This is a genomic window from Bradyrhizobium sp. SZCCHNR1002 (genome assembly GCF_032381435.1).
Taxonomy (GTDB): Bacteria; Pseudomonadota; Alphaproteobacteria; order Rhizobiales; family Xanthobacteraceae; genus Bradyrhizobium; species Bradyrhizobium aeschynomenes.
This window is the reverse complement of sequence record NZ_JAUHIS010000001.1, coordinates 2,376,420-2,392,962: the sequence shown is the minus strand read 5'-3', so window position 1 is coordinate 2,392,962 and position 16,543 is coordinate 2,376,420. Positions and strand designations below refer to the sequence as shown.

At 65.1% G+C, this 16,543-nt stretch carries 19 protein-coding genes; 15 read left to right on the top strand and 4 right to left on the bottom strand.

Translation table 11 applies throughout. The features are described 5' to 3' along the window. Positions 1-9 precede the first annotated feature (9 nt). The 3 genes from QX108_RS10630 to QX108_RS10620 are packed head-to-tail and all read right to left on the bottom strand — an operon-like array spanning position 10 to position 2,564. The gene (locus QX108_RS10630; protein ID WP_315781741.1) at positions 10-711 is read right to left on the bottom strand and encodes a DUF1045 domain-containing protein; all 702 of its coding nucleotides are present in this window, start codon (positions 709-711) and stop codon (positions 10-12) included. A gap of 6 nt (positions 712-717) precedes the next feature. Next, positions 718-1,905, bottom strand: a complete 1,188-nt coding sequence (locus QX108_RS10625; protein ID WP_315781739.1) for an alpha-D-ribose 1-methylphosphonate 5-triphosphate diphosphatase — start codon at positions 1,903-1,905, stop codon at positions 718-720. After that, entirely contained in the window at positions 1,902-2,564 is a 663-nt protein-coding gene (locus QX108_RS10620; protein WP_315781737.1) for a chloramphenicol acetyltransferase, read from the bottom strand. Before QX108_RS10620 ends, QX108_RS10625 begins: the two co-directional genes overlap by 4 nt. 178 nt (positions 2,565-2,742) lie before the next feature. Here QX108_RS10620 and phnC point away from each other — a divergent pair, with 178 nt between their 5' ends. The 9 genes from phnC to QX108_RS10575 all read left to right on the top strand — a co-directional run bounded on the left by phnC (position 2,743) and on the right by QX108_RS10575 (position 11,109). Then, positions 2,743-3,549, top strand: a complete 807-nt coding sequence (phnC, locus tag QX108_RS10615; RefSeq protein ID WP_315721286.1) for a phosphonate ABC transporter ATP-binding protein — start codon at positions 2,743-2,745, stop codon at positions 3,547-3,549. Between the two features lie 72 nt (positions 3,550-3,621). Continuing rightward, positions 3,622-4,554: a phosphonate ABC transporter substrate-binding protein gene (gene phnD / locus QX108_RS10610; protein ID WP_315781735.1), complete on the top strand. Its 933-nt coding sequence runs from the start codon at positions 3,622-3,624 to the stop codon at positions 4,552-4,554. Positions 4,555-4,647: 93 nt separating this feature from the next. Beyond that, positions 4,648-5,532 carry a phosphonate ABC transporter, permease protein PhnE gene (phnE, locus tag QX108_RS10605; protein WP_315781733.1) on the top strand — a complete coding sequence of 295 codons (885 nt, stop codon included), beginning with the start codon at positions 4,648-4,650 and terminating at the stop codon, positions 5,530-5,532. Continuing rightward, a complete protein-coding gene (gene phnE, locus QX108_RS10600; RefSeq protein ID WP_315721283.1) occupies positions 5,529-6,377 on the top strand; it encodes a phosphonate ABC transporter, permease protein PhnE in 849 nt (282 codons plus the stop codon). Before phnE (QX108_RS10605) ends, phnE (QX108_RS10600) begins: the two co-directional genes overlap by 4 nt. Positions 6,378-6,535: 158 nt before the next feature. After that, positions 6,536-7,543, top strand: coding sequence for an ABC transporter substrate-binding protein (locus tag QX108_RS10595; protein ID WP_315721282.1), 1,008 nt, complete (start codon positions 6,536-6,538; stop codon positions 7,541-7,543). Positions 7,544-7,595: 52 nt separating this feature from the next. Beyond that, the gene (locus QX108_RS10590) at positions 7,596-8,411 is read left to right on the top strand and encodes an ABC transporter permease (RefSeq protein ID WP_315721281.1); all 816 of its coding nucleotides are present in this window, start codon (positions 7,596-7,598) and stop codon (positions 8,409-8,411) included. 4 nt (positions 8,412-8,415) lie between these two features. After that, positions 8,416-9,201, top strand: a complete 786-nt coding sequence (locus tag QX108_RS10585; RefSeq protein WP_315721280.1) for an ABC transporter permease — start codon at positions 8,416-8,418, stop codon at positions 9,199-9,201. 5 nt (positions 9,202-9,206) lie between these two features. Further along, on the top strand, positions 9,207-10,259 hold the full coding sequence (locus tag QX108_RS10580) for an ABC transporter ATP-binding protein (protein ID WP_315781730.1): 1,053 nt from the start codon (positions 9,207-9,209) through the stop codon (positions 10,257-10,259). 7 nt (positions 10,260-10,266) lie between these two features. Continuing rightward, positions 10,267-11,109 carry a phosphodiesterase gene (locus QX108_RS10575; RefSeq protein ID WP_315781728.1) on the top strand — a complete coding sequence of 281 codons (843 nt, stop codon included), beginning with the start codon at positions 10,267-10,269 and terminating at the stop codon, positions 11,107-11,109. Between the two features lie 36 nt (positions 11,110-11,145). On the opposite strand, the gene phnF is transcribed toward QX108_RS10575, so the two are convergent. Beyond that, positions 11,146-11,871 carry a phosphonate metabolism transcriptional regulator PhnF gene (phnF, locus tag QX108_RS10570; RefSeq protein ID WP_315721276.1) on the bottom strand — a complete coding sequence of 242 codons (726 nt, stop codon included), beginning with the start codon at positions 11,869-11,871 and terminating at the stop codon, positions 11,146-11,148. A 119-nt stretch (positions 11,872-11,990) separates the two neighbouring features. On the opposite strand from phnF, the gene phnG reads away from it, so the two are divergent. From phnG to phnL, 6 genes are read left to right on the top strand one after another with little or no spacing between them, the layout of a single operon-like run. Next, positions 11,991-12,446 (top strand): phosphonate C-P lyase system protein PhnG, encoded by a 456-nt coding sequence (gene phnG / locus QX108_RS10565; protein WP_315781726.1) that lies wholly within the window; start codon positions 11,991-11,993, stop codon positions 12,444-12,446. Next, positions 12,446-13,057 carry a phosphonate C-P lyase system protein PhnH gene (phnH, locus tag QX108_RS10560; protein ID WP_315781724.1) on the top strand — a complete coding sequence of 204 codons (612 nt, stop codon included), beginning with the start codon at positions 12,446-12,448 and terminating at the stop codon, positions 13,055-13,057. The genes phnG and phnH overlap by 1 nt, the downstream gene beginning before the upstream one ends. Positions 13,058-13,060: 3 nt before the next feature. Beyond that, positions 13,061-14,164, top strand: a complete 1,104-nt coding sequence (locus QX108_RS10555) for a carbon-phosphorus lyase complex subunit PhnI (RefSeq protein ID WP_315781722.1) — start codon at positions 13,061-13,063, stop codon at positions 14,162-14,164. Then, positions 14,161-15,045, top strand: coding sequence for an alpha-D-ribose 1-methylphosphonate 5-phosphate C-P-lyase PhnJ (locus QX108_RS10550; protein ID WP_315781720.1), 885 nt, complete (start codon positions 14,161-14,163; stop codon positions 15,043-15,045). Before QX108_RS10555 ends, QX108_RS10550 begins: the two co-directional genes overlap by 4 nt. After that, a complete protein-coding gene (gene phnK, locus QX108_RS10545) occupies positions 15,038-15,832 on the top strand; it encodes a phosphonate C-P lyase system protein PhnK (RefSeq protein ID WP_315781718.1) in 795 nt (264 codons plus the stop codon). Before QX108_RS10550 ends, phnK begins: the two co-directional genes overlap by 8 nt. 11 nt (positions 15,833-15,843) lie before the next feature. Further along, positions 15,844-16,542, top strand: a complete 699-nt coding sequence (phnL, locus tag QX108_RS10540) for a phosphonate C-P lyase system protein PhnL (protein WP_315721270.1) — start codon at positions 15,844-15,846, stop codon at positions 16,540-16,542. Position 16,543: the final 1 nt, after the last annotated feature.

Genomic DNA, 16,543 nt, shown 5'->3' with positions numbered 1-16,543 from the left:
CGGCCGACGCTATGTGGTCGTGATCGGCCAGCTGCCGATGATGCTGAAGCGGCTGCTCGCGCTCGGCTGCCGGAACAGTGCGATCCGATCAATTGCCAGCGTGGAAAGCTCAAGGGTCGCGAAGCGGTCCTGGAGCATCGACAGGATGGGACGGCGCCGCATGTCGGAAAGCCGGCATGTCAGCGTCATGTGGAAGCGGAAATCCTCCATGACATAAGGATAGCCCCAGCGGTCGAGGTGATAGCGCTGCCGCGGCGTCAGCAGGTCAGGCTTGCGACGCGCCCGGTCCTCCGGCGACATCGCGGCACGGAACGGCTCGAACGCCGTGACGGCAGCGGCCGCGAGCTCCTGGAGTGCAGGTGACGCCTCGCCGGAAATGACGGCGATGAAACCGCTGATCGCATCGACGACCGGACGGATGAGCGGAACGGCCCGAGGTGCTGCGGCGAAGCTGGCGCAGGCGTCACAGAGCTCGGCTTCGGCGCGTGCGTCGGTGAGTGCAAACGGCGCCTTCAACGTCGCGTGGAAGCCGTATTTGCGAGCGTCACCCGTGAGCTCGGTCCAATCCGGGACGGCGTCGCGTAGCTCGCTCGGAAACTCCCGTTCACCGCCGGTCCAGGCATCGTAGCCAAGCAGGCCGGCGCCGAATTCCGCCAGGGCCGTGTCAGCCGCCGGCGTGTAGTAGATTGCGTAGCGGGCGATGGCGGTCATGATGCGCTACTCGGCCGCCGCGGCGCGAGGCGCAGCGATGGTGCTGAGCCGAGCGGCCCCCGTGATGTGGACCAGTCGCCCCGCCGCGATCACAGCGACGACGCGCGGGCGCGTCGGCATGCTGTCGTCGACGAGGATGATGTCGGCACGCTGGCCCGTCGCGAGCGTGCCACGGTCCGACAGGCCCGCGGCATGCGCAGGACCAGCCGAGATCAGGCTCCAGGCCCGCGACAGGGGAAGAACGCCGTCGGCGGCCAGCCGATAGGCTGCCAGCAACGGCGCCGGATAATAGTAGTCGGAGGCCAGCACCGAGCACAGCCCCTTGGCGATCATGTCGCTCGCCTTGGTCCAGCCCGTGTGACTGCCGCCGCGGACGACGTTGGGGGCGCCGAACACGATGGCATCGCCGCCTGCGGCGGCTTCGCGCGCGGTCTCCTCATTGACCGGGAATTCTGCGATTCCCACGCCCTGTTCCCGAAAGGCACGGCGCATCTCCGGACTCTCGTCGTCGTGAGACAGCATGCGGATGCCGGCCGCGCGGCCGGCCGCGGCAAGGCGGGCGATCGACGCCGGAACGGCATCGGCCCGTGAAACGATGCGCGCGACCAGGCGATCGAAGTCGCCGCCGGACATTCCCGTGCGATCCACCATGCGCTGGCGCTTGTGCGGCTTGTCCAGGCTCGCCACGGTGGAGTCCATATGGTCGTTGAAGGCGAACAAGTCGATGCGCCGCGCTGCAAGCAATGCGAGGATCTCGTCCTCGTCATCGAGATTGTAGGTCTCGTGACGCAAATGGAAGCGGGTATCGGCAGCGAGGCGCGGCCGCAGAGCTTCGATCGCCTCGAGCAGATGGCGCGCGTTCGCAGCACTTCGCAGGCCCGGCTCCCACGACCAGGTGGTCGCATGGAAGACCGTGGTGATGCCGTTGCTGACGGCCTGGCGGTCGCTATCGACCAGAGCGACGTCGATCGGAAAATCCACGCCTGCGCGCGGCATCATCTGCCGCTCGAAGGCGTCACCATGAATATCGACGATACCGGGCAGCACCGTGAGCCCGCTCGCATCGAGATCGAGTCCGGTACGCGGTGTAGTCGTGTCGATCCCGTCAATCACGCCCCGCGAGAGGATCAGCGATGCGTCGACGAGTTCGGAGCCGATCAGGCACTTGCCGCCCGAAACAAAGATGTCTGTCATGGCGTGGCACTCTGCCGCAGCTGAGCGCCGTCGTCGAGAGCTGCCTCGTATTTGTCCAGGAAGTCGGCGATCTCCAGGCGCCGGAAGTCCGGCAAGGCCGCGCGCAGTGCGTCGTGATCCCAGTCCCACCAGGCGAGGCGCCGCAGACGCTCAGCGATGTCCTCCGGGAAACGGCGCTTCAGGAGACGCGCGGGATTGCCGGCGACGATGGTATAATCGGGCACATCCTTGGTGACGATGGCGCCGGCCGCCACGACGGCGCCCGTGCCGATGTTGCGTCCTGGCAGCACGATCGCACCATGGCCGATCCAGACATCATGACCGATGTCGACATGGTGTTGGCGTCGCCAGGCGAAGAACTCCGCATCGTCGGGCTCGCCCGGGAAATATGCGCTGGCGCGATAGGTGAAATGCGCCTGGGTCGCGCGATGCATCGGGTGATTGCCTGGATTGATCCGGGTCATCGCCGCGATCGAGCAGAACTTTCCGATCGTCGTGTAGGTGATTTGTGCATCGTTGACGACGTAGGAGTAGTCGTCCATCGCCACCTCGTTGAGGATGGTGCGGGCACCCACTTCGCAATAGGCGCCCAGCCTCACGTCGTGGAGGGTTGCGGTGGGATCGACGGTGGGATGGATTGAAAGTGACTTGCCGGCCATGTCTCGTCTGCTTCTGGAGGTTCTCGGATGTCTAAGGTGCTCACTATGACGGTTGCGTGACGGGCGGATGACCGGGGCGTCGCCGATGTGGATGAGCAGGCGAGCGTGAGCGCATTGTCACATAACTGTTGAATCCAGACGCTAGCGGTAGCGCGTCACGAGGCGTCTGGAGCTTGCAATGCTGGTGGTAGATGGTTTGACGTGCCGGTTCGGTGCGAAAGCCGCGGTCGACAATGCGTCCTTCGCCATTGCGCCCGGCAGCTTCGTCGGCGTGATCGGGCGGTCCGGGGCCGGCAAGTCGACCTTGCTGCGCTCCATCAACAGGCTCAGTCCCGTCAGCTCCGGACGGGTTTTGTTCAACGACCTCGACGTGACGGCGCTGCGCGGGCGCGACCTGCGCCAATGGCGTGCGCGCTCGGCAATGATCTTCCAGCAGTTCAACCTCGTCGGCCGGCTCGACGTGCTCACCAACGTGCTGATGGGACGGCTGGCCGAAATTCCTTCCTGGCGTTCGCTGGCGCAGCTGTGGCCGGCCGAGGATGTCGCCATCGCGATGTCCGCGTTGGAGCAGTTCGACATGGCCTCGCTCGCCGCGCAGCGCGCCGATCAATTGTCGGGCGGGCAGCAGCAGCGGGTTGCCATCGCGCGTGCGCTCGTGCAGCAGCCCGACATCATCCTGGCCGACGAGCCGATCGCCTCGCTCGATCCCCGCAACACCAAGATCGTGATGGATGCGCTGCTGCGCATCAACAAGCATTTCGGCATCACGGTGGTCTGCAATCTGCATTCGCTCGATCTGGCGCGCAGCTATTGCGACCGCCTGATCGGCATGGCGACCGGGCGCGTCGTGTTCGATGACGTCCCTGCCGCTCTCACCGGCCAGATCGCGCGCGAGCTCTACGATCTGGAAGCCGATGAGGTCATGGATGCTCGCCCCGTGCCGCCGGCAGCCGTTCCGGCCTTTGGCGAGGCCGCCGTCGCCTGAGCCGCATGTATCACAAGTTTCGGCCGCCGCGCGCGACGGTCGCATCGTATGATTGCAGCAAGAGGATAAGTCATGATCAATCGTCGCATCATTCTGGCAGGCGTCGCCGCGCTTGCGTTCACCGCTTCGGCCTCCGCCGCCGACTGGAAGGCGAAGTATCCCGAGCTCACCTTCGCCGTCGTTCCGGCAGAGAACGCCTCTGGCGTCACCGAGCGTTGGGCGCCGTTCGTGAGCTATCTCTCCAAAGAGCTCGGCGTGAAAGTCACGCTGCGCATCGCCAACGACTACGCGGCCGTGATCGAAGGCCAGCGCGCCGGCAATATCCACATTGCGAGCTACGGCTCGGCCTCGTTCGCCCGGGCCCGCCTGACGGGGGTCAAGACCGATGCCTTCGCCAACGACATCAATGCCGACGGCAGCACCGGCTATTATTCGGTGTTCTTTGTCAAGGCGAGCAGCCCGTATCAGAAGGTCGAGGACCTCAAGGGCAAGAATCTCGGCTTGGTCGATCCGAATTCCACGTCGGGCAACAATGTGCCGCGCTTCGAGCTCAACAAAATGGGCGTGACGGATGCCGAGACGTATTTCGGCAAGGTGGTCTTCACCGGCAGCCACGAGAATGCGGTGCTGGCCCTGTCGCAGGGGACCGTCGACATCGCAGCCAACCAGTGGACCAGCGACAACGACTCGACGCTGGCGCAGATGCTGACCAAGGGCATGCTGAAGAACGCCGACGGCTCGCCGATGAAGAAGGAAGACTTCCGGATCATTCACAAGTCGGCGCCGATCATCAACGGTCCCTACGCCTACAACACCGATCTGCCGGACGATCTCAAGTCGGCGATTGCCAAGGCGTTCTTCGACGCGCCGACCAAGGACAAGGCGGCGTTCGACCGTCTCTCCGACGGCCAGAAGAAGGGCTTCCATCCTGCCACGACCAAGGATTGGGACGGCACGATCGACCTGATCAAGTTCGTCGACAGCCTGCGCAAGAAGGCGTCCTGATCGTCATCCGATTGTGGCACGAGCCGGGTCCCTGTGGCCCGGCTCATCCTTTGAGAATTGCTTCCACGCTTCGAACAGGGCCAGCATAGTCCGATGGCGGTCGCCGTCTCAATCCTTCCCAGCCAGCAACTCGCGGTGCTGAACGAGGCCTATCGCAAGGCTGTCGCGCGCCGGCGCTGGCGAACTCTGCTCGCAGCTTGTGCGTTCGCGGCCGTGCTCGTCGTTGCCGCCATCGGCGCGGAGGTGAACGTCCGGACGCTCTATGCATATTTTGGCAACTTCGTCGGCTATTTCGACCGCATCTTCACACTCGACGATGGTCACCGGGTCTGGAGCAATGTCTTCGAGTGGTTCTGGGGCTTCAAGAAGTGGATCAAGCTGCTCGGCGAGACGCTGCTGATCAGCTATGTCGGCACGCTGGCAGGGATGCTGGTCGCGTTCGGCCTGAACTTCCTCGCCGCTGAGAACACCTCGCCTGCGCCGTGGGTGCGCTTCACGGTGCGCCGGTTGCTCGAGTTCGCGCGCACCGTCCCCGGCATCGTCTTCGCGCTGATCTTCGTCATCGCCTTCGGACTCGGGCCGGTGGCCGGTGTGCTCGCGATCGCCGTTCATTCGAGCGGAGCGCTCGGCAAGCTGTTTGCCGAGGTCGTCGAGAACGCCGACATGAAGCCGGTCGAGGGCGTCCGTGCCACCGGAGCCAGCTGGCTCTCCTGCATGCGCTTTGCCGTGCTGCCTCAGGTGATGGCCGGCTTCTCCAGCTATACGCTGCTGCGCTTCGAGATCAACGTGCGCGAAGCCTCGGTGATGGGGTTTGTCGGCGCCGGCGGCATCGGCCAGGAACTCGTCGTCGCCGTGCGAAAGTTCTACTATTCCGATGTGAGCGCGATTCTCGTGATGATCGTGGTGACCGTGTTCCTGATCGATATCGCCACCGGCTGGCTGCGCGGCCGGCTGTTCGGCGCGGAGCCGCGAACATGAAGAGCGGCGAGACGCCAGATCCGCGCGTGCTCAGGGAGCGCTATCCACACGTTTTCGAGCGTCCGATGTCGGCGCGCCTTGCGACCCCGGTGGTGCTGCTGGTCGCGCTCGCGGTGTTCGTGTTCGGCCTTATCGATCTGGATTTCTCGCCGTCGCGGATGCTGGCCGGCCTCGGCCAGCTCGGCTGGATCGCCCGCCTGATGCTGCCGCCTGATCCCGGCGCGTCGCTGCCGATCTATCTCCAGGCGCTTGGCGAAACGCTGTCGATCGCGGTGCTCGGCACGACGCTCGCCGCATGCGTCGCCTTTCCGGTCAGCCTGCTTGCGGCGAGAAACGTCATTCCGTCGGCGATCTTCCGCTTTCCGGTGCGCCGCCTGTTCGACACCATCCGCGGCGTCGACACGCTGATCTGGGCGCTGGTCTGGATCAACGTCGTCGGTCTCGGGCCTTTCGCGGGCGTGCTCGCAATCGCGGTGTCCGACTTCGGCGCCCTCGGCAAGCTGTTTTCGGAGGCGATGGAGGGCGCCGACCGCAAGCAGGTCGAAGGCGTGCGCGCGGCCGGCGGCAATGCGCTGCACGAGATCCGCTTTGGCCTGCTGCCACAGGTGCTTCCGGTCATTGCGGGTCAGGTACTCTACTTCATCGAATCAAATACGCGCTCGGCGACGATCATCGGCATCGTCGGCGCGGGAGGCATCGGGCTGCAGCTAGCGGAGCAGATTCGCGTCCTGGAGTGGCAGAAGGTGTCGTTCCTGATCCTCATGATCCTCGTCGCCGTCGCCGCGATCGACTGGATCTCCGGCAAGCTGCGCTTCGCGATCATCGGCCGTCGGGCTGTTGCTTGAACCGATAGGCATCTGAAGGTTGCGATCGTTCGTGTGCAAGCGATCAGGGTGCAGCATGCCCTGTGTGCGCTGCAATCGCTGTCGCAAATCCTTCATGGGCCGTCTTTAGGGGAAGCTTCGGAACTGGCCGTGATGCCAGGAATACGGAGTCTGTCTTCATGAAGGTCACCCGCCTCGTTCTCGCTCTGCTCGCGCTGTGTGTCGTCGCGTCGTGGCACCCGGCCAAGGCCGCGGACGTCATTTGCTACAACTGCCCGCCGGAATGGGCCGACTGGGCCTCGATGCTCAAGGCGATCAAGACCGATCTCGGCTACGACATTCCACATGACAACAAGAATTCCGGCCAGGCGCTGGCGCAGATCCTCGCTGAGAAGAGCAATCCCGTCGGCGACATCGGCTATTTCGGCGTCACCTTCGGCATGAAGGCTAAGGCGCAGGATGCGCTGGAGGCCTACAAGCCCGCGAATTGGGATCAGGTCCCCGCCGGCCTCAAGGACGCGGACGGCTATTGGACCACGATCCACTCGGGTACGCTCGGCCTGTTCGTGAACAAGGACGCGCTCGGCGGCAAGCCGGTTCCTGCCTGCTGGAAGGATCTGCTCAAGCCGGACTACAAGGGCATGGTGGGCTATCTCGATCCGAGCTCGGCGGCCGTTGGCTATGTCGGCGCCGTCGCGGTCAACCTCGCGCTCGGCGGTACGCAGGCCAATTTCGATCCGGCTCTGGGCTTCTTCAAGGACCTGCGCAAGAACGATCCGATCGTGCCGAAGCAGACGTCCTATGCACGCGTCGTCTCGGGCGAGATCCCGATCCTGTTCGACTACGACTTCAACGCCTACCGCGCGAAGTATACCGAGAAGGGCAATTTCGAGTTCGTCATTCCCTGCGAAGGTTCGGTGGTCTTCCCGTATGTCGTCGGCCTCGTGAAGAACGCCCCCGACAAGGACAAGGCGAAGAAGGTCATGGATTATCTGTTGTCCGACAAGGGCCAGGCGATCTGGACCAATGCCTATCTGCGTCCCGCGCGCCCCATCGAGCTGCCGGACTCGGTGAAGAGCAAGTTCCTGCCGGACAGCGATTATGCCCGTGCCAAGAGCGTGAACTGGGGCGACATGGAGGCCGCGCAGAAGGGCTTCGTGGATCGCTACCTGTCCGAGGTCCGCTAAAGGAGTGCCGCGCCTCCGCCGGAGACGCTCCGGCGGAGGTGCAATCAATTCCATGTCTCACAATTCCTTCGTCCGTCTCTGTCTGCTGCCGCTCGCGGCGGTCACGGCAGCGTTCTTCCTGTTGCCGATGGCGAGGCTGCTCCTCACCGGCGCAGAAGGACCGCGTGGGCTGGCCGAGTATCTCGCGATCATCCTCGAGCCGCGCTATCGGACGACCCTGCTCAACACGCTGGTGCTGGCGGCGGTAACGACGGTCGCGACCTTGATCATCGCGACCATCGCGGGCCTGTTTCTGCAACGGCACCGCTTTCGCGGCCGTGCGATCCTGGTCGCGATCCTGACGTTTCCGCTCGCCTTCCCCGGCGTCGTGGTCGGCTTCATGATCATTCTTCTGGCCGGCCGCCAGGGGCTGATCGGGGAAGTCTCGTCCAGGCTCACGGGAGACAAGCTCGTGTTCGCCTATTCGATCCATGGGCTGTTCCTGGGCTACCTCTACTTTTCGATCCCGCGCGTGATCCTCACCATCATGGCTGCGGCGCAGAAGCTGGATCCCGGTCTGGAGGAGGCGGCCCGATCGCTCGGCGCGAGCCCATGGGCCGTGCTGCGCGACGTGATCCTGCCGGCACTGACGCCGGCGCTGATCGCGTCCGGCGCGATCGCGTTCGCGACGGCGATGGGCGCGTTCGGAACGGCATTCACCTTGGCGACGAACATCGATGTGCTGCCGATGCTGATCTATACCGAGTTCACGCTGGCGGGAAACCTGGCCACCTCGGCGGCGCTCTCGGTCGGCCTTGGCGTGATGACCTGGCTCATGCTGGCGCTGGCGCGCTCCTTCGCCGGCAGCTCGGTGGCGGCGGCAGGGTAGGCTCGTGCGCAACAGTATCATCTTCATCCTTCAACTGCTGTTCACGCTGCTCGTCGCTGCCTTCCTGGCCGTGCCGGCGGCGCTGTCGATCGCCGCTGGCGTCACGGTCAACTACTTCCGCGGCATTCAGTCCGGCATCACGCTGCAATGGGTTGCCCAGGTCTGGGAGCTCTACGCCGGCACGATCATGGCATCGATCCTGATTGCGCTGGGCACCCTGGCAGTCACGCTCGTGGTCGGTATTCCCGCCGCCTATGCGCTGTATGTTCGCGGCGGACGGCTGGCACGGCTGGTCGAGGAGATCATCACCTTGCCGCTCGCCATTCCCGGACTCGCCATCGCGCTCGCGCTGCTGCTGACCTATGGCGGCTTCGGAAGCTTCCGCCGCTCATGGCTATTCATTCTCGCCGGTCATGTGATCTTCACGATGCCGTTCATGGTCCGGTCCGTCATGGCGGTATTCGCGACGATCGACGTCAAATCGCTCGATGAGGGCGCCGCATCCGTCGGGGCCGCGCCATGGCGGCGCTTCATCGACGTCATCGTTCCCAATGCCGCCCCCGGCATTCTGGCTGGCAGCCTCATGGTGGTGACGTTGTCGCTCGGAGAGTTCAACCTGACCTGGATGTTGCATACGCCGTTGACCAAGACCCTGCCGGTCGGCCTCGCCGACAGCTACGCATCGATGCGGCTGGAGGTCGCGTCCGCCTATACGCTGATCTTCTTCGTGATGATCATTCCGCTGCTGGTGGCCATGCAATGGATCGGCGAGAGAGGAAACCTGCGGTGAGCACGATGACCCGGCATGGAGCCGCGCTGAAGGTGGAGAACTGCGGCAAGACCTTTGCCGACGGGACGTGCGCGCTGGCGCGCGCCACGCTGGACATCGCGCAGAGCGAGACGCTGGTGCTGTTGGGGCCGTCCGGCTGCGGCAAGACCACCCTGCTGCGGATCGTGGCCGGGCTGGAAAATCCCGATGCGGGCGGACGCGTGCTGTTCGACGGCAAGGACCTGACGAGGCAGCCGATCGAGAACCGCAACGTCGGCATGGTGTTTCAGTCCTATGCGCTGTTCCCCAACATGACGGTCGCCGACAATATCGGCTACGGGCTCAAGATCCGCGGCGTGAAGAGGGCTGAACGGGCCGCGCGGGTCGCCGAACTCGTGGTCCTGACAAATCTGGGCGGGCTCGAAGATCGCCGCATCGATCAACTCTCGGGTGGCCAGCGCCAGCGTGTCGCGCTCGCACGTGCGGTCGCCATCCGGCCGAGCGTGCTGCTGCTCGACGAGCCGCTCACGGCGTTGGATGCCGCCCTGCGCGAGCGGCTCCGCGGTGAGCTCAACAGCCTGCTGCGCACGCTCGGGATCACGGCGATCTACGTCACGCATGACCAGGACGAAGCCATGGAGCTCGGCGACCGCATTGTCGTCATGCGCAAGGGCGCCATCGCCCAGATCGGGACGCCGCAAGAGATCTATTTCACCCCAGCCGATCGCTTCGTAGCGGAGTTCGTCGGCGCGGCCAACATCATCGAGGCACCGATCGACGGCGGCCACCTCGTTCTGCCGGGCGGACGACTGCCGGTCGCCGATCCCGCGCCGCGCAGCCAGGCCGTTGCGATGGTTCGACCGGAAACGATTGGCATTGTCGAGGCCGCGGCATCGGAGCTGACCGGCGTCGTCCACAGCGTCCGTTTTGCCGGCGACCGGCAGCGGATCATCGTTCGCGGCGCGGCCTCCATTCCACTCACCGTGGATGCGCCGAATACGATCAAGGTCCACGCCGGGGAGCGCATCGGACTGTCGATTGAGCCGAATTCCATTCGTCTGCTGCCAGCGGAAGGTTGATCATCTCATGACCAAGAACGCGGTCAACATTGCGCAGATTTCAGACCTCCACATCAAGGCGCCCGGTCGGCTGGCCTATCGTCGTGTCGACACGGCGCGCGCGCTCGCGCGATGCATCACGGAGCTCAACCGGTTTGAGCCAAAGCTCGACCTGGTGGTGATCTCGGGGGATCTCGCCGACACGCCGTCACCGGCCGAGTACGATCATCTCAAGGATCTGCTTGCCGAGCTCCGGATTCCGTTCGCTGCCGTGCCCGGCAATCACGATTCACGCGAGTTGATGCGAGTGGCGTTTCCGGACGCATCTCATGATCACCCCTCGGGTCCGCTGAATCGGCATGTGGAATTGGCCGATCTCGATCTGCTGTTGCTCGATTCCAGCGTGCCCGGCCATCCGCATGGTGAGATCGATCAGGCGAGTCTGCAATGGCTCGATGCCAAGCTCTCTGCTCGTGCCGACAAGCCGGCCCTGCTGTTTCTGCACCATCCGCCATTTTCGACCGGCATCGGTCACATGGACCGGCAGAACCTGCGCAATGCTGCGCATCTCGCAGCCATCCTCACGCGTCACCCGCGGGTGCAATTGATCGGATGCGGTCACGTCCATCGTGCAGCGCTGACCCGGTTTGCCGCAATCCCCTGCACGATCTGCCCGGCGCCGAACCATGCCGTGGCACTGGATCTCGCCGAGATGCAATCGCCATCCTTCCGCATCGAGCCTCCAGCCTTTCACCTTCATGCCTGGTTTCCAGGGCCGGGATTCGGAACGATCGTCACGCATCAGGTGCCCATCGGGGATTTCGACGGGCCGCATCCGTTCTTCAATCAAGACGGCACGCTCATCGACTGAGCGCCCCGAGGTCGAGAACATGGCGACGGTTTCGCCCTAGCTCTCGACCTCGAACGTCACACGCTCCGCAGCGAAGCGCGAGCGTTTGCTGACGAGCGGCGTCCCGTCGGCGTCGATGTCGGTGCTGTCGACGACCAGGACCGGACGCCCCAGCGCGAGGTCGAGGCGGGACGCGTCGCTGGCATCGGCGATCGCTGCCGTGATCCTGGTCGCACCGCGGCGATAGTCGCGGATGCCGTAATGCGCGAGCAGCGCCGTCATCGAGCGGGTCGCGGCGAACACCCGCCCTGCGTCGGGAAATCGCTCGGCCGAGAGCCAGGAGGTGCTGACGCAGATCGGCGTCTTGTCGGCGAAGCGCAGCGCATCGATGCGCGCCAACGGAGCACCCGTCTTCAATCCCAGCAGTCGTGCGAGGTCGCGCGTCGCGGATTCCTCCGAGGCCGCGATCAGCTGCCCGCGCGGCTCACGACCGCCCGCGCCGACGATCTCCGAGAATCGGGTCCGCGATCGCAGCGGATAGGACAGGCGCGGGGCTTCCACATAGGTGCCGCTGCCGCGCTCGGCGCGGACGAGCCCGCGTTCCGCGAGGGTCGCCAGCGCCCGCCGGACCGTGTGGCGGTTGACGCGGTAGGTCTCCGCGATCTCGGTCTCGCCCGGCAGGCGCGTACCGGCCGCGAAGCGGCCATCGGCAATGTCGCGCTCGATGCCGTCGGCCACCCGCCGCCACAGCGCGACGCCAGATCCGGCGTCCGGCATGCTCATCGCAGCTCCCTGCGTCGTGTTGTGAAAATCACGTCCATGTCATCAAACAGTCATGGCGCTCTCTTATCGAGTTGTCTAGTATCATAGACAACTTGATGCAGGCAAGATCGAGAATGGCGATGAGCGGCGATACGGCGTTGCAGGAGAAGCGGCGGGACGCAATGAAGGTGCTGTCGCACGTTGCGGCCGCCGAGATCGAGAATAGGATGGCCGCGCTGCCGGTGCCGCCCTACCAGGATCTGCGTGCCCCCGAAAGCGGTCTCGTGATGGTTCGTGGCCGTATCGGCGGCGATGGCGCGCCGTTCAATCTCGGTGAGGCGACGGTGTCTCGCGCGGCTGTTCGTCTGCAGGGCGGGCAGGTGGGGTTTGGCTATGTCCTCGGGCGCGACGGCGGCAAGGCGCGCCTGATCGCGCTGTGCGACGCCTTGCTTCAATCGTCCGATCACGCCAAGGCAATCGAGAGGGAGGTCGTTGCGCCCCTGCGGGCGCAGATGCAACAGGAGCGGGATCGAAGCGCCGCCGAGGCCGCGGCGACGCGGGTCGATTTCTACACGATGGTGCGGGGAGAAGGGTGATGACGGCAATGACTGTCGAGCTGCAGCCCGGCTTTGCCGACAAGGTTCTGTCGGCGCAATCGACCTTCCGCATGGTGATGGAGGCGATGGCGCGTCCCGGACAGGTGGTGTCGGTCGACGACGGCGCCGGCCGGCCAACGTCGATGGCGGCCGGCGTTGCGGCGATCGCCCTGACCTTGCTGGACCAGGATACGCCGCTCTGGCTCGATGCGGCCTTCGCGCGCGCGCCCGATGTCGGAGCCTGGCTGAAATTTCACACCGGCGCGCCGGTCGTGACGCGCCCAGAGCTGGCAAGTTTCGCACTCGTGGCGGCGCCCGACGCGCTGCCTGATCTCGCGTCCTTTGCTCTGGGGACGCCGGAATACCCGGACCGGTCGACAACCCTGATCCTGCAGGTGCCGAGCCTTTCTACGGGGCCGACGTTCCACCTGCGTGGTCCTGGGATCGATGGCGTGACCTCGCTCGCGGCGACGATCGAGCCGCGCGATCTGCTCGCGCGACTGTCAATCAACGAGGCGCTGTTCCCGCGCGGGATCGACGTCATTCTGGTCGACGATCAATCGTTGGTCGCGATCCCGCGCACGACGCGTCTCTCACCTGCAGGAGCTTAGCGGATGTATGTGGCGGTCAAAGGCGGCGAGCGCGCCATCGAGAACGCACACCGGCTGCTGGCGCATGAGCGCCGCGGCGACAGGAGCGTGCCCGAGTTGTCGCTTGCGCAGATCTCGGAGCAGCTCGGACTCGCGGTCGATCGCGTCATGAGCGAGGGTTCGCTGTATGATCGCGAGCTGGCAGCTCTTGCCATCAAGCAGGCGCGCGGCGATCTCATCGAGGCGATCTTCCTGGTGCGCGCCTTCCGTGCGACCCTGCCGCGCTTCGGTGCGACCGAGCCGGTCGACACCGGCGAGATGCGCGTGCAGCGGCGCGTATCGTCCACCTTCAAGGACATTCCCGGCGGGCAAGTGCTGGGCCCGACATTCGACTACACGCACCGGCTGCTCGATCCGGCTCTGGCCGAGGCAGGCGATCCCGAGGCGCCGGCCCTTGCGTCGACGTCCGACGCGCCGATGCCACGGGTCACCGACATTCTCGGTCAGGACGGATTGATCGAGCCGTCGCCTGACGCGGACCCCGAGGCGCCCGTGGGAGATCTCACGCGTGATCCGCTGAGCTTTCCTGCCGGCCGCGACCTGCGGCTGCAGAATCTCGCGCGCGGCGACGAAGGCTTTCTGCTGGCGCTCGGCTATTCGACGCAACGCGGCTATGGCCGCAACCATCCGTTCGCCGGCGAGATCCGTTTCGGTGAGGTCGAGGTGGAGTTCTTCGCCGAAGAGATCGGCTTCGCCGTGCCGCTCGGATCGATCGAGCTGACCGAATGCCAGATGGTCAATCAGTTCAAGGGGTCGGCGACCGAGCCGCCATGCTTCACCCGCGGCTATGGTCTGGCCTTCGGTCAGAGCGAGCGCAAGACGATGTCGATGGCGCTGGTCGATCGCGCGCTGCGCGCGCGCGAGCTCGGCGAGGATTTGATCGCCCCGGCACAGGACGAGGAGTTCGTGATGTCACATTCCGACAACGTGCAGGCGACCGGCTTCGTCGAGCATCTGAAACTGCCGCACTACGTCGACTTTCAATCCGAGCTCGGCCTGCTGCGCAAGCTGCGCCGGGAGTTTGCCGATGCCAATGCCGTTGCCGTGTTGAAGGAGGCCGCGGAATGAACGCGCCGACCTACAACTTCGCCTATCTCGACGAGCAGACCAAGCGGATGATCCGCCGCGCGATCCTCAAGGCCATCGCCATTCCCGGCTATCAGGTGCCGTTTGCGAGCCGCGAGATGCCGATGCCCTATGGCTGGGGCACCGGCGGCGTGCAGGTCACGGCAGCCATTCTCGGCCCGCATGACGTGCTCAAAGTGATCGACCAGGGCTCGGACGACACGACCAACGCGATCTCGATCCGTAAGTTCTTCGCCAAGACGGCAGGCGTGGCAACGACGACATCGACGGACGAGGCGAGTGTGATCCAGACTCGCCATCGCATTCCCGAGGCGCCGCTGCGGGAGGGCCAGGTGCTCGTCTATCAGGTGCCGATCCCGGAGCCGCTGCGGTTTCTCGAGCCGCGCGAGACCGAGACGCGCCGCATGCATGCGCTCGCCGAATACGGCCTGATGCATGTCAAGCTCTACGAGGACATTGCCCGGTTCGGCCACATCGCGACGTCCTACGCCTATCCGGTCAAGGTCAATGCGCGCTACGTGATGGACCCGTCGCCGACGCCGAAATTCGACAATCCGAAGATGGACAATTGCCCGGCGCTGCAGCTGTTCGGGGCGGGGCGCGAGAAGCGGATCTATGCCATCCCGCCCTATACGTCGGTGGTGTCGCTCGATTTCGAGGACCATCCGTTCACGCGCTACAAGTTCGACGCACCCTGCGCGCTGTGCGGCGCTGAGGATTCCTATCTCGACGAGATCGTCACCGACGACAAGGGGAGTCGCATGTTCGTCTGCTCCGACACCGACTATTGCGAGGGCCGCCAGGCGGCCGGACACCGCGGCGTCGAGAATGCCGCCCCGCACAAGGAGGGCGCTCATGGTTGACATGAACAGCGCATCCGATCAGCCGCTGCTGGTCGCTGAAGAACTTGGCAAGAGCTACGGCCGGCTCGCAGCCTGTCGCGACGTCTCGTTCGTGCTTTATCCGGGCGAGGTGCTCGCGATCGTCGGCGAATCCGGCTCGGGAAAGTCGACGCTGCTGCAGATGCTCTCGGCGCAGCTCGCGCCAAGCGCGGGCCGCGTGTCCTACCGCATGCGCGATGGCGTGCTGCGCAGTCTCGCCGATCTCGGCGAGGCCGAGCGGCGTTTTCTGTTTCGCACCGACTGGGGCTATGTGCACCAGGACCCGGCGCAAGGCCTGCGCATGGCCGTATCCGCGGGCGCCAATGTCGGCGAGCGGCTGATGGCCATTGGCTGGAATAACTACGGCCGTATCAGGCAGACCGCATCGTCCTGGCTGCAGCGGGTCGAGATCGACGTCGCCCGTATCGATGATGCGCCGCGGACCTATTCCGGCGGCATGCGGCAGCGGCTGCAGATTGCGCGCAATCTGGTGACGCAGCCGCGGCTGGTGTTCATGGACGAGCCGACCGGCGGGCTCGACGTCTCGGTGCAGGCGCGCCTGCTCGACCTGATGCGCAGCCTCGTCAACGAACTCGGCCTCGCGGCGATCGTCGTCACGCACGATCTTGCAGTGGCGCGGCTTCTGTCCCACCGTGTGATGGTCATGAAGGAGGGGCGGGTGATCGAGACCGGCCTCACCGATCAGGTGCTCGATGATCCGCGCGAGCCCTACACACAGCTTCTCGTGTCCTCGATCCTGCCGCCATGAGCCCGATAACAATGACCCTGATGCTTGATGTCGAGAATGCCCGGAAGAGCTTCACAATGCACCTTCAGGGCGGGATCTCTCTGCCCGTGGTGCGCGACGTGTCGTTCAAGGTCAATGCAGGAGAATGCGTCGTCCTGTCGGGGCCGTCCGGCGCCGGAAAGTCGTCGATCCTGAAGATGATCTTCGGCAACTATCGGTGCGACGGTGGCCGCATCAGCGTCCGTCATCAGGGCGAGATGACGAACCTCGCAGGCGCCGAGCCGCGCCTGGTGCTCAATGCGAGGCGGATGACCATCGGCTATGTCAGCCAGTTCCTGCGCGCGGTGCCGCGCGTGCCGGCGCTCGATGTCGTCGCCGAGCCGCTGCTCACCGCGGGACTCTCGCGGGAGGATGCGCGCGTGCGGGCCGGCGCCTTGCTCGGCCGGCTCAACATTCCCGAACGGCTGTGGTCGCTGCCGCCGTCGACCTTTTCCGGCGGCGAGCAGCAGCGTGTCAATATCGCACGCGGATTTATATCGGACGTTCCGATCCTGCTGCTGGACGAGCCGACTGCCTCGCTCGATGCGGCGAACCGCGCCGTCGTGGTGGACTTGATTGCGGCCAAGAAGCAAGCCGGCGTCGCCATGATCGCGATCGTGCATGACGACGAGATTCGGAGGCAGATCGCAGATCGCACGGTCGATGTGACGACTTTCGCGGCGGCGGCATAAC

What these genes read in the sequence shown, in the direction of transcription:
- QX108_RS10630 (WP_315781741.1), bottom strand. Translation starts at nt 711, where the DNA reads ATGACCGCCATCGCCCGCTACGCAATCTACTACACGCCGGCGGCTGAC.
- QX108_RS10625 (WP_315781739.1), bottom strand. Translation starts at nt 1,905, where the DNA reads ATGACAGACATCTTTGTTTCGGGCGGCAAGTGCCTGATCGGCTCCGAA.
- QX108_RS10620 (WP_315781737.1), bottom strand. Translation starts at nt 2,564, where the DNA reads ATGGCCGGCAAGTCACTTTCAATCCATCCCACCGTCGATCCCACCGCA.
- phnC (WP_315721286.1), top strand. Translation starts at nt 2,743, where the DNA reads ATGCTGGTGGTAGATGGTTTGACGTGCCGGTTCGGTGCGAAAGCCGCG.
- phnD (WP_315781735.1), top strand. Translation starts at nt 3,622, where the DNA reads ATGATCAATCGTCGCATCATTCTGGCAGGCGTCGCCGCGCTTGCGTTC.
- phnE (WP_315781733.1), top strand. Translation starts at nt 4,648, where the DNA reads ATGGCGGTCGCCGTCTCAATCCTTCCCAGCCAGCAACTCGCGGTGCTG.
- phnE (WP_315721283.1), top strand. Translation starts at nt 5,529, where the DNA reads ATGAAGAGCGGCGAGACGCCAGATCCGCGCGTGCTCAGGGAGCGCTAT.
- QX108_RS10595 (WP_315721282.1), top strand. Translation starts at nt 6,536, where the DNA reads ATGAAGGTCACCCGCCTCGTTCTCGCTCTGCTCGCGCTGTGTGTCGTC.
- QX108_RS10590 (WP_315721281.1), top strand. Translation starts at nt 7,596, where the DNA reads ATGTCTCACAATTCCTTCGTCCGTCTCTGTCTGCTGCCGCTCGCGGCG.
- QX108_RS10580 (WP_315781730.1), top strand. Translation starts at nt 9,207, where the DNA reads ATGACCCGGCATGGAGCCGCGCTGAAGGTGGAGAACTGCGGCAAGACC.
- QX108_RS10575 (WP_315781728.1), top strand. Translation starts at nt 10,267, where the DNA reads ATGACCAAGAACGCGGTCAACATTGCGCAGATTTCAGACCTCCACATC.
- phnF (WP_315721276.1), bottom strand. Translation starts at nt 11,871, where the DNA reads ATGAGCATGCCGGACGCCGGATCTGGCGTCGCGCTGTGGCGGCGGGTG.
- phnG (WP_315781726.1), top strand. Translation starts at nt 11,991, where the DNA reads ATGAGCGGCGATACGGCGTTGCAGGAGAAGCGGCGGGACGCAATGAAG.
- phnH (WP_315781724.1), top strand. Translation starts at nt 12,446, where the DNA reads ATGACGGCAATGACTGTCGAGCTGCAGCCCGGCTTTGCCGACAAGGTT.
- QX108_RS10555 (WP_315781722.1), top strand. Translation starts at nt 13,061, where the DNA reads ATGTATGTGGCGGTCAAAGGCGGCGAGCGCGCCATCGAGAACGCACAC.
- QX108_RS10550 (WP_315781720.1), top strand. Translation starts at nt 14,161, where the DNA reads ATGAACGCGCCGACCTACAACTTCGCCTATCTCGACGAGCAGACCAAG.
- phnK (WP_315781718.1), top strand. Translation starts at nt 15,038, where the DNA reads ATGGTTGACATGAACAGCGCATCCGATCAGCCGCTGCTGGTCGCTGAA.
- phnL (WP_315721270.1), top strand. Translation starts at nt 15,844, where the DNA reads ATGACCCTGATGCTTGATGTCGAGAATGCCCGGAAGAGCTTCACAATG.